Source organism: Streptomyces sp. NPDC057271 (genome assembly GCF_042668715.1).
GTDB lineage: Bacteria > Actinomycetota > Actinomycetes > Streptomycetales > Streptomycetaceae > Streptomyces.
Genome location: NZ_JBHUYJ010000167.1, coordinates 1 through 10169, shown reverse-complemented (window position 1 = coordinate 10169; position 10169 = coordinate 1). Strand labels below are relative to the sequence as shown.

Genomic DNA, 10169 nt, shown 5'->3' with positions numbered 1-10169 from the left:
TTCAAGCCCACCTCCTCGCACTACTCGGCATCGACGAAACCCGCCCCCGCTGGCTGGACACCTGAAACACCATGTGCGAAGTCCGGGCCTAGAGGAGCCCCACCATGTCCCGGGATATCGATCCCGCGCTGCCCGTGCAGCCCTCCCTCCGCCACCAGGCCGCCATACCCGCGTGCCCGAACCGATCACGCCGCCTCTCCTGGCGTCTGCGCATCATCGCCGCTCGCACCCGGGCCATAGCCTGGAAGCTGGTGAAGCTGTTCGGCGAGGAGTTCATCAAGGGCTTCGCCAACAAGGCCGGCGCCATCACCGCGCTCGTCCTAGGCGTGGTCGTCATCGCCTACGTGCTGGGCGTGGACCCAGGCCCGGGCGAATCTCTCCCGGCCGAAGGAGATGGTCAGAACGGTGGTTCGTCCGAGTAGCCACCTGTCTGCGTTGAGGATCGGGGCGCAGGCCCGGTAGCCCAAGGATCGTCTGCTGGAGGTGACGGAGTACCGCCCCACCCTCCAGAGGCCGGACGAGCTGAGGGCACCGTTGCGGCTTGTGCTGGTGCAGCGGGTGGAGCCGCCGGCGCCTCGTCTGGATCGAGGCCGTCGATGTCGTTGTTCCACAACCGGCGCAGGTATTCACGGCAGGTCGCTGGATCGTCTTCGTCGTATTGGTCGTCCGGTTCCGGCCATCGGCGGCCGTCGGGGTCCCGATCTTGCAGCTGGCAGAGGGCGCGCAGGAGGGCGTCGACTACGGGCCATTGGCTGGTGGTCTGCCCGGTGAGGAGACGCCGGATGGTTTCCCGGCTCACCTTGTGGGGGTTTGGCATGGTGCCGGTGAGCGCCTCGATCTGCGGGAGCGGGGGCCGCCCGGCTTCCCGATAGTGGACGTAGAGCTCGGCAACGAAGTCCCTCTTGGGGCCGGGGCCAGAACGTCCTTGCTGGGCATCCGCAGCATCCGTGGCATCCGGAAACTCTCCCACGGACAGGCTCAGTTAGACACAGGAGAACTCATTTCCACTCGGCATCACACCATGTGAAACCCCAAATGACCTCATACTGACCCCTCTATCCCTCACCTGAGCACATGTCAGCCGGGCATAGACCACTTGGAGCTCGTACAAACCTGTTTGAACAACTCACTGTTTTCGCTGGTCAGAGGCCATTTCAAGGTGGTTTTGTTGTTGCTGTTCACCCCGGGATTTGAGATCCGTCTCAAGGAGTGGGCAACGGCGAGGCCGTCACCGGAAAAACGGCGACGGCCCCCTGGTGGGCAGGGAGCCGTCTGCAGAGGACCGAACATCCCAGCGAAGGAGAAGCTCATGTCCAAGCACGAGCGTACGGGCAACAGCCCGGACCCGGAACCCCCGACGCCGAGGTCCCGATGGGGCCGCCAGCTCCGCAACGACGCCGGGTTGCATCTGCTCCGGAGTGCGGCAACCGCGATCGGCAGCGCGGTGATCACATACGGCCTCGTCTGGGTCCAGACTCGCTGAAGCTGACGCCCAGAGGCCCGGTCAAGCTGGCTGATCGCCTGTCCCAGCCGGGCCTGCCTCGGTCTATGGATCAGGAGCCGGGCGGTGTGCTGGCTGTTGTCGAGCAGTAGCCCGCTCCCCCGCGCGCCGCGCCCCGCATCCGAGGAAGTCGGGCTGGGCACGGGGGGCCGTTTTACAGGGCATCAGCGCGGCGAGGACCTCACGGTTGCTGCTGGAGAGAGGCGCTGCGGAGCTGTTCCAGGACCTTCTCCATGCCGAGCAGGCCGGCGTCCAGGCTGATCTGGAGCCAGCTGTCGATGAGCGCACGGCACTCCGCAGGGTCGCGCTGGTCTACGCCCGGGTCAGCAAGCAGGTTGGCCCCTCGGGATGTGCCGGCGTCCGGCACCAAGGTCAGGCCGTTCCCGGCGAGCAGGTCCGGCATGTCCGTGCTGCCGAGGAAGTCCAGGCCAAGCGGCTGGGGCATCACGAGAGCATCGACACCCGCCAGAGCGGCGAGCGCTTCGGTGACCTTGTCATCGACCAGCGAGGCTGTCAGGGCGTCGATCAGCTCGTGCAGGCGGGCGACGGGCAGGGGTGCTGCGCGGCCAAAGGCGTGCCGGAAGCGCGCGAGGACTTCCAGGGAGACCTGCAGGTGCGAGACGGGAGCCCCGTAGGAATCCGGCAGGTCGATCCTGGCCACAGCCTCCAACGGGAAGGCCGACGCTCCGTCCGGACCGCCCTGCCACAACAGCCGGACCCTGCGGGCCCGGTTGAAGCCCGACCGGTGGAAGGGGTTCATGCCACCCTCGCCGATCGATGCGCACCAGCGGAACAGGGCATGGTGCACAGGCGAGTTGTTCAACGCGTCGGCGAAGGCATGCACGCCGCGCTCCGACAGCGGGCGCCAGGTGGCCGCCGCGTCGACCGGAACGAACATCCCCGTACGCACAAGGAAGTCGGCGCTCGGCTTCCCCTGGTCGTCCATAGGCAGGTCGGCCGGCGGCAACCGCAGTCCAGCAGCCACAGCCTGGGGCGCAGCCTCATTGATCAGCCGTGCGAGCCCCGCCCGGTCCGCTACCGAGTTGCGTCCGTGCAGCCGGATCGGGGCGGCCCCTTGGATCAGAAGCGGGCGCGATGCCTTCGCCGGGTCCACGCGGACGACACGGATCATCCGGCCGTCGGTCTCCGCCAAGGGCACCGGGATGATCTCCGGCACCCAGGGTGGCTCCAGCGTCTGATGGCAGCCGTTGACGATCTGGACGATCGCGCTCTCCGGAACGCCGACGACCCGGTCGTCGACGTTGCTCTCGGTGACGCCGACCAGGATGAGGCCGCCGTAGCTGTTGGCCATCGCCGCGACGGAGACAGGGATCCTGGGGGTGTATTTCTCCTTGTACTCCAAGGTCAGGCTCTCGGGCTGGCCGATGGCAACCAGCTCGCGAACGCGCTCCAGGGTCACGTCTGCAGGACGGCAGGCGAACAGCGAAGCTGCGGATGTCATACCGGCCGCCCATCCGTTGGACGTGTGTGGGTCAAAGGTGTCACCAGGTCAAGCTAGCGAAGGCGTAAGCGGCCACGCCCTGCATTTCGCTTGCCCACAGCACTCGTTACCGTCGTCGGCCCACGCTCCGACGGGTGCGCGTTTCATGTTGTATGGGGCGACGCAGACGACCCGGCGCCGATCTACAGGTCGAACTCAAGGTGCTCGATGTCAGTGAAGCGGATCTCCTCCAGCTGGCCCGCGCGGCGGCCGGCGTCCTGGAAGTACACCTCCTTGAGTGCTTCGGCGGCGATCTGCTGGAGCTGCTGGTCGCCGGCGCCTTGCTCCTGGGCGTCGAAGAGGCGGGCGGCGTAGCGGGGCGGCAGCGCGACCGTCAGGTGCCGGAGCCGGTCCTCGTCCGTCGTGCCGATCGGCGCGGTGTAGCCGATCCGGGCGCGGGTGTCGATGACGATCCCGCCGGTGGTCGCCGCCTTCTGCCGAGCCTGGGCGCGGATCTGCGGCTGCCACCGCTTCTTCACCTCACGCTCCATGCGCGCGGCAAGGTCCGGGCGCGGCTTCTTGATCTGGTCTTTCACGTACCGCTCGACGGTGCGCTGGGAGATGCGCAGCATCTGGGCGACCGCCTTGGTGCCCTTGAGCTGCTTGACCAGGTAGCGCATCTGCGCGCCCGCGCTCTTGGGTGCCGGGCGGGTGAACGCCTTGTGCACCGCGGCGTCCAGGGTGTTGCCGAACAGGCTCATCGCACTCTACCTACTCCCCGGTGTCCTGGTCGGTGACGGTGCCGTCCTTGATGTACCGGGCGAGGTTGAGTTCCGGGGCGTTGAACTGCTCGCGAACTCCCTCGCCCCACAGCACGCTCTGGGTGCCCTCCCACTTGACCAGCCCGGGGTTCACGCCGAGCTTGAAGCCGCCCGGCAGCGGCTTGCCGTCCCGGTAGGGAAGGAAGTCAAGCGGGGACGGTCCGTCGGACGCGTAGACGGCGCAGTCCGAGAGGATGGCCACCGGGTACTGCCCGGTGAAGGCGGCGTGCTTGACGATCTTGCGGTGCATGTTGATCCGGGTCCGGGAGATGACGGCGGCGCGGATGTCCGGGCGCCACGTCGGTCGGGCAAGGGCCCGCCATGGCTGCCCAGGCTTCCAGCCCTCCCCGCGCGGGCGCTCGCGCAGCTTGCCGATGCCGCCCTTCACGGTCGCCTTGATCGCGGACACGACGATCGCCAGCTGGGGGTCCCGCTGCCGGTAGCCATCCATCGCCGCGAGGAATTCCTGTGGTGGCAGGTCGGCGTGCACGCCGAGGTCGGCCATCGTGGCGAGGTAGGCGTCGCGCAGCCGGTTGTACCAGGCGTCCAGGTAGCGGCCGTTGTCGTACCGCACCCACGCCTCGATCGGTGTCACGTCGTAGCCGAGCTCCACCGCGTACGCCACGGTCGGCGTGGCGTACCAGGCCGGACCCTCGGGCCGTTCACCCCGCGGCGTGAACGGACTGGGCAGCAGCTCGCCGTCCAGCTCCGCCCACTTGTCCTTGGCTACCTTTACGCGGGACAGGTCGACATGGCTGAGGTCGACCAGCCAGGAGCCGGGCAGTTTCGGATCGAAGACGGGGTTCTTGACGTGCGTCGGCCCGCCCAAGCCGACCGTGAGGCCGTTCGCGCCGGCGGCGAAGGCCATGTTCACGTCGATGCCCACCAGGTGGGGGCGAAGGCATTCGGCGTCGGTAAGCGGGCGCGCCCAGTCGTACGCCTCCTCCACCAGAACCTCGGCCGGAGTGCGGTGGTGGAAACGCGGCAGGTCCGCCAGGACCGGGTGCCCGTCGGGTGCCTCGCACGGCGCGCAGTCCACCGGATCCTTGCCCAGCGAGCCGGGGTTGTGCTCGGAGTACCGCTTGCCCGTCGCGTCCGGTTCGGAGGCACGGGTCGGCGGGTGCAGAGCGGTCATCAGCTCCAGACCCGTGACGGCGGTGGAGCCGCGCGGCGTCATCACGCGGGCCGCATAGGTGCCCAGGAGCCGGGCGAGTTCGGCTGGCGGAAGCTGGGCGGCGTCGGCCCAGTGCCGGGTGTCGAGCGCGTCCCACGACGGGATGCACAACTGCACGCAGGTGCGCTCCGAGCCCTGCGCGGGGCGGTAGATCCTCGCCCACGGCCCGAACCCGCGCTTGGTCAGCTGCCAGTTGGCGCGCGTCAGCTGCTTGATGACCTTGTGGCCCTCCGGGATCCGGCCGGCCAGGCGCTCCTCCTTGGTGAGCGTGACTGGCAGGCCGTAGTGCTCGCACGCGGCCTCGGTCAGCACGATCAGCGGGTCGGCGTCTTTGCCCGGCCCGGACAACTTCGGCTGACCGAGCCGCCCTTCGCGCAGCGTCCACTCCACCAGCGCGGGAAGCGACTTCGCCGGTACGTCCAGGACCAGGCCGCCGACGCAGTACGCCAGCACCTGACCATCTGCCTCGACGTCGACGACCGCGAGTGGCCCGTTCTCGAACCGCGCATCGGTGCCACCGGCTGGAGTGTCTGCGGGGGCGGCCTTCCGCGTGGGCGGGCGCCGCGACGTCGGCCTGGTCGTAGCCGCCGGACGCGGCACAGCGGCAGGGACGGCGGGTCGGCGTGCGCTGTTCGCGGGCTCCGCAGCCGGGCCTGCGGGGCTGGTGCGGGCTTGGGCCGATTCGGCTGCTGGTGGCGCAGGAGCGGCCGGAGCGGAAGGCGTCTTGGAGGCCGCCGTGTCCTCAGGGAGCACCGGGGCGTTGGCGGGGTAGAGCTGGGCGAGCTGTTTGAGCATGCGGGCGTATGCGTCGCGCTCCGGCGGCCGCGGCTCGGTCTTGCCGGCCTCCCAGCCGCTGACCGTTGCCCGCCGCACCTGCAGGGCGGCGGCCACCTCGTCCAGCGTCAGGCCGTGCGCCTGGCGCAGCCGCTTGCGTTCTGTTGGCGGCGGCAACGGGGAGCGGGACGCGATGAGCGCGTCGACCGCGTCGAACAGCTCGGACATGCAGCACCTCCTGTCCCGCAACCCTAGCGTGAAGCGCACCTTTCGCGTACCAAGCACGTACGGATGCCGTAAACCGCGGTTGGTGGCACGGTTGGCCCCGGAAGGGCCCCTCGGGCTTCGGTTGCTGCAGGCTGATTAGCCGTCTTTAGCCGAGGGTTTGCGGTGGTGTCTTGGCTTTGCCTGAACTGGCCGGGGGGAGCGGCTTGGTGTGAGAGATCTGGGGGGGAGCAGACGGCCGCCGTGCACCAGCCATCGCGGTGGCAGAACGCTCGGGGGCGGGCATGGGTGAGATCGTCAAAGGGCTCGAGCGAGCGCTGCTGACCCGTCCCGTGCCTACGAGTGACGCCGCTGTGCGTTTCCTGCTCAAGACGGAGAAGGGCTCCACGAAGAACGTGGCTGTCCTCCTGGGAATCTCCCAGCGCACGGTACAGAGGTGGGGCACCACCCGGCCGGGACTGCGCCGCCGCCCCAGTGCTGTGCATGCGGGGTTGATCGATGAGGCCGTCAGGGCACGGTGGCAACCCCTGGTGCGCGCCCGCCGACGGGCCCGGGCCGAGGTCGACGGGTTTGTCTTCCACACCAGGGCACGGTTCGGATTCGCCGCTCCGGCAGGATCGTCGGACGATCCGCGAGTCCGGCTGATCACCCAGTATCCGTCGGGAGAAGTGGCCCGCGAGCTGTTCGCCGCCCGGGACGCCGGCGGGGGCGAGCAGCAGCAGATGGTGATCCTCGCCCGTGCTTTGGGGCATGCCTACTTTCGGGACGGAGGCCTGCGTGCCCACGGTCTCGGGATCGCCTTCACCGACGTGGAGTTCGCCGAGTTCTCCATCGACTGACGTGCACGCGGGTTCGGGCTCAGGGCGAGGGCGGGATTTGGTGCCGTGTCAGCATCGTGTCGTAGCACTGCGCTTCCTTACGTTCGCGCCAGTCCCACTGGATGCGGCCGACAGGGCCGGTGCGCTGACCGACAGGCGGCTGGGGCGGGCGGAGCCTGGCAGCCTCCGCCACGCGCAGTAGGTGAGTGCGGTCGTGGGAACCGGCCAGCAGATGCTGGTCCTGGGCGGGCGCGAGCCGGGCGAAGCACACGGCGGCCTTCAGGAAGACGCGTGCCCATGGCGGCACCCGGTGCGAGGCGCAGCCGTCGGTGTAGCGGGCCCGGTCGTGCAGGGCCAGGGTGGCCGCGGTGTCGTCGTAGTCGCCGGGGCGGGCGGTGGCGAGCTGCTGGAAGGAGGCGCCAGTGAAGAGCGCGGCGGCGAGGGCAGCGGCCAAGCGGGGATGGGCGGTCGCGGCGGCCAGGCGCCGGGCGGCTTCCCGGGCTGTCTGCTCGGTGAGGGGTATCGGTGGCGGTCGGTGCCGGAAGACGATCGGCGGCGGCGTACACGGGGCGGTACAGGGGATGGGGCTGTCGTAGGAGACCAGGCGCTCCAGTGCGGGCAGAGTGAGCCACCGGTCTGCCAGCCGGACGGGCTCGTCCGCGGACTGGGGTACGGGAGCGGTCGTGCCGTAGTAGTGGCGGCGGGCGGCCTGGAAGTCAGCGGTGACGGAGTAGTCGGCCGCCTGCAGTGCCTGGTGCAGGGCAGCGGGCAGGTGGGGGCGGTGGCAGACCAGGGTCAGGTGGATACCGGTGAGGGCGCGCAGTCGCAGGAGGCGTTCGGTGCGGCGAGCGGTGAGGCGGTGGGCACGCAGGACGGTCAGCCGGTTCACGGGCAGGGCGGTCACCCAGGAGGTGGCGGCTTCCCAGGCGGGCTGACGGCCTGCGGGGAAACGGCCCGGCAGCAGGGGCGGTTTGCCCAGGGCGGCGAGAAGGTCGTGGGCGAGGCCGGTCTCGCTGGTGGTGCCCGGGCCGGGGTGCAGGGTGATCCGGCCGGACGGCGGATGGTGGGCGGCCAGGGCGGTGTGCGTGTGGATCGCGTCGTCACCTGCATCGATGACCACAGTGACGGGCGGCGGTGGCACAGCGGACGGCATGGCGGCGCGGTTGTCAGGCGAGGCGGCTGAAGGCCCAGCGCAGCAGCTCCTGGTCGACGCGGGGGCGGCCGGTGCGGGTCAGGGCGGTACGGGTGCGGGCGGTCAGCTGGGCCCAGGCGCGGAAGTTGCCGTGCGCGGCATGCTGGTCGGCGAAGGTGATGTCGTCGGGGTCGGCGTCGGCCCAGACCGGGTGGAACAGGGGGATGGCCTCGAGGACCTCACTGGGGGTGAGGCGGGTGAAGTGCTGCCAGATGAAGATGCGGGAGGACAGCATCGGTTCACGGCGCAGCACGGTGTGGCAGCCCTCCCCGCCGACGAAGATGATCGCCAGCTGGGTGGAGGGTTCGTCCCACAGATAGCGGAAATATTCGAACGCCTCCCCATTGAGCCACTGGGCCTCATCCACGAGGAAGGTGCGGGGGCGTTCGGCCAGGGCCGTCTTCAGCAGCCGGTCGAACTCACTGGGGTGGCGCGGCGGTTCACCGGCCAGGTCGAGCGCGGTGAACAGTTCGTAGCGCACCGTGCGGGCGGTGGGATGGGCCCGGAAGGTGATCTTGCGGACGTCCTCGTGCGGTTCGAGGCCGCGCAGACAGGTGTTGACGGCGAGCGTCTTGCCGAAGCCGGCGCCGCCGTGGATGCACATCATGGCCCGCGCGGCGACCGTGTCAGAGATGTTCTCCCGGGCGGTGAGCAGGGCACGGGTGGTGACCACGGAGGCGTCGGGCAAGTCGACGTACTGGTAGGTGGCCGCGGTCACGAGGCGTCTCCGTCTTCAGCAGGGTCTGCGGCCCGTGCGGGCGGGCAGTCGGGGGCAGGTTCCGACGGGGCGGGAGCAGGCCGACCGGGTGTGGTCCGGGTGGCGAGGGAGGGCGGGGTGCGCCAGTCGGCCGGGGGCGCGGCGGGCGGGATGAGGTCCGGCAGCGCCAGCTTCGAGGCGTCGGTGTGCTCGACGGCGGCCAGTTCACGCCCGGCTTGAGCGGAGGTGAGGGCTCCCAGCCGTTGGGCCGGCCCGGCCGTGGTGGCCGGGGCGAAGCGCTGTCGGCGCAGCGTCTCGGCGGCTTTCACCTCCGCGCGCAGACGTCGGGCACGCTCCGCACGGGCTGTGCGCAGAGCACCGAGTTGTTCAGGGGTGGCCGCGTCCGCAAGGTGCGCAGGCCAGCCGCTGGGCGTCATCGATAAACAGCACACCCGGCTCGGCCAGTGCCCGCATCAGAGCCTGGCTAGCCGGTCCGGCCCGGTGTGGCAGCGCCCCCGGCGGCAGCCCGAGCGCTTCACACAGCGAGGCCCGCAGCTGCGGCAGACCGGGCGCCACGCCGGCCACCGCCCGCCACACCGGCACCCGGCCGGGCAGAAGATGCAAAGCCTGCTCGACGGCGACCGTCTTCCCCAGGCCCGTGTCCCCGTACACACAGCACATCCCGCGGGCCGCGACCGTATGCCCCACAGCCTCCGCCACACCGGCCACCTGCCGTGTGGACACCAGCCGGGCCCCCGGCACGTACAACCGCACACCGCCGCCCCGCACCCCCGCCTCCACGGCGCTCTCCGGCACCGGCACGTCGGCGGGCGACCCGTCGACAACAAGCGGACCACCCGCCCCGTCCACGAGCCCCAAATCCGCCAGCGCCCGGTCATACCGGCTCGGCTCCAGCCCCACCCTGGCCCCTGCCGGACGGGCCACCTCAAGAACCCGGCCCGCCCCCAGATCCCGCTTGATCACGCGGTGCAGCGTCGGCAGCGAGGGCACACACTCCGCACCCCACCCCTCCAACGCCCCCTCTTCCTGGGCCCCGAGCATCCTGCGCCGCAACTCCGCTACATTCCCGCCCGCCTCCGCGAGGACCTCCCACAAGGCGTCGCTCAGCGAAAACCCATCCTGCCGCGGCCGCGCCTCGACATGACCCCGGCGCCCATCGGCCAGCCACCGCCAGCTCCGCCGCGATCCGCACGTGCAGCGCCGTCAGCGTCCCCTCCCCATCCACCGCAAGAAGCCGCCGTACCACCACACCCCGCGCCAGCGGCACACCCCCGGCCGGCACGCCAGCAGCCGATCCCGCCCCGGCCCCACCCGCCGAACCCCCCTGAACCGTCATACGGCCCAGCCCACCCGACCCCGCCAGCCCCTCACATAGGAACAGCGAAACCCATGACAGCCAGCAACCAACCTGCTAGTGCCGCATCAGGCAACGTTCGCCCCGTCGTGACGTGCCGCCCGGTCGCTGTTCCGGGCGGCACTGGACGGCCAGAATGATCACGTGGCTG

General features: G+C 70.2%; 10 protein-coding genes. 3 read left to right on the top strand and 7 right to left on the bottom strand.

Going from position 1 to position 10169, the window contains the following annotated elements; genetic code table 11:
* The first annotated feature begins 104 nt into the window (after positions 1-104).
* Together ACFUJR_RS37520 and ACFUJR_RS37515 are read left to right on the top strand one after the other, a co-directional pair.
* Positions 105-422: a hypothetical protein gene (locus ACFUJR_RS37520; RefSeq protein ID WP_383179160.1), complete on the top strand. Its 318-nt coding sequence runs from the start codon at positions 105-107 to the stop codon at positions 420-422.
* A gap of 887 nt (positions 423-1309) precedes the next feature.
* Positions 1310-1483, top strand: coding sequence for a hypothetical protein (locus ACFUJR_RS37515; RefSeq protein ID WP_383179157.1), 174 nt, complete (start codon positions 1310-1312; stop codon positions 1481-1483).
* Positions 1484-1682: 199 nt separating this feature from the next.
* Here ACFUJR_RS37515 and ACFUJR_RS37510 read toward each other — a convergent pair whose 3' ends face one another.
* From ACFUJR_RS37510 to tap, 3 genes are all read right to left on the bottom strand, one after another.
* Positions 1683-2963: a helix-turn-helix domain-containing protein gene (locus ACFUJR_RS37510; RefSeq protein WP_383451204.1), complete on the bottom strand. Its 1281-nt coding sequence runs from the start codon at positions 2961-2963 to the stop codon at positions 1683-1685.
* A gap of 182 nt (positions 2964-3145) precedes the next feature.
* Positions 3146-3703, bottom strand: coding sequence for a telomere-protecting terminal protein Tpg (tpg, locus tag ACFUJR_RS37505; protein WP_383179152.1), 558 nt, complete (start codon positions 3701-3703; stop codon positions 3146-3148).
* A gap of 10 nt (positions 3704-3713) precedes the next feature.
* Entirely contained in the window at positions 3714-5939 is a 2226-nt protein-coding gene (gene tap, locus ACFUJR_RS37500) for a telomere-associated protein Tap (protein ID WP_383179148.1), read from the bottom strand.
* A 281-nt stretch (positions 5940-6220) separates the two neighbouring features.
* On the opposite strand from tap, the gene tpg (ACFUJR_RS37495) reads away from it, so the two are divergent.
* Positions 6221-6775: a telomere-protecting terminal protein Tpg gene (gene tpg, locus ACFUJR_RS37495; RefSeq protein WP_383179145.1), complete on the top strand. Its 555-nt coding sequence runs from the start codon at positions 6221-6223 to the stop codon at positions 6773-6775.
* 19 nt (positions 6776-6794) lie between these two features.
* Here tpg (ACFUJR_RS37495) and ACFUJR_RS37490 read toward each other — a convergent pair whose 3' ends face one another.
* From ACFUJR_RS37490 to ACFUJR_RS37475, 4 genes are read right to left on the bottom strand one after another with little or no spacing between them, the layout of a single operon-like run.
* Positions 6795-7907, bottom strand: coding sequence for a hypothetical protein (locus ACFUJR_RS37490; RefSeq protein ID WP_383179142.1), 1113 nt, complete (start codon positions 7905-7907; stop codon positions 6795-6797).
* Positions 7908-7920: 13 nt separating this feature from the next.
* Entirely contained in the window at positions 7921-8664 is a 744-nt protein-coding gene (locus ACFUJR_RS37485; RefSeq protein ID WP_383179140.1) for an AAA family ATPase, read from the bottom strand.
* The gene (locus tag ACFUJR_RS37480; protein ID WP_383179137.1) at positions 8661-8972 is read right to left on the bottom strand and encodes a hypothetical protein; all 312 of its coding nucleotides are present in this window, start codon (positions 8970-8972) and stop codon (positions 8661-8663) included. Before ACFUJR_RS37480 ends, ACFUJR_RS37485 begins: the two co-directional genes overlap by 4 nt.
* A 58-nt stretch (positions 8973-9030) precedes the next feature.
* Positions 9031-9627, bottom strand: coding sequence for an AAA family ATPase (locus ACFUJR_RS37475; protein ID WP_383179134.1), 597 nt, complete (start codon positions 9625-9627; stop codon positions 9031-9033).
* Positions 9628-10169: the final 542 nt, after the last annotated feature.

Bases quoted from the DNA above. Each gene is read 5' to 3' on its own strand.
- ACFUJR_RS37520 (WP_383179160.1), top strand. From the start codon at position 105: ATGTCCCGGGATATCGATCCCGCGCTGCCCGTGCAGCCCTCCCTCCGC.
- ACFUJR_RS37515 (WP_383179157.1), top strand. From the start codon at position 1,310: ATGTCCAAGCACGAGCGTACGGGCAACAGCCCGGACCCGGAACCCCCG.
- ACFUJR_RS37510 (WP_383451204.1), bottom strand. From the start codon at position 2,963: ATGACATCCGCAGCTTCGCTGTTCGCCTGCCGTCCTGCAGACGTGACC.
- tpg (WP_383179152.1), bottom strand. From the start codon at position 3,703: ATGAGCCTGTTCGGCAACACCCTGGACGCCGCGGTGCACAAGGCGTTC.
- tap (WP_383179148.1), bottom strand. From the start codon at position 5,939: ATGTCCGAGCTGTTCGACGCGGTCGACGCGCTCATCGCGTCCCGCTCC.
- tpg (WP_383179145.1), top strand. From the start codon at position 6,221: ATGGGTGAGATCGTCAAAGGGCTCGAGCGAGCGCTGCTGACCCGTCCC.
- ACFUJR_RS37490 (WP_383179142.1), bottom strand. From the start codon at position 7,907: ATGCCGTCCGCTGTGCCACCGCCGCCCGTCACTGTGGTCATCGATGCA.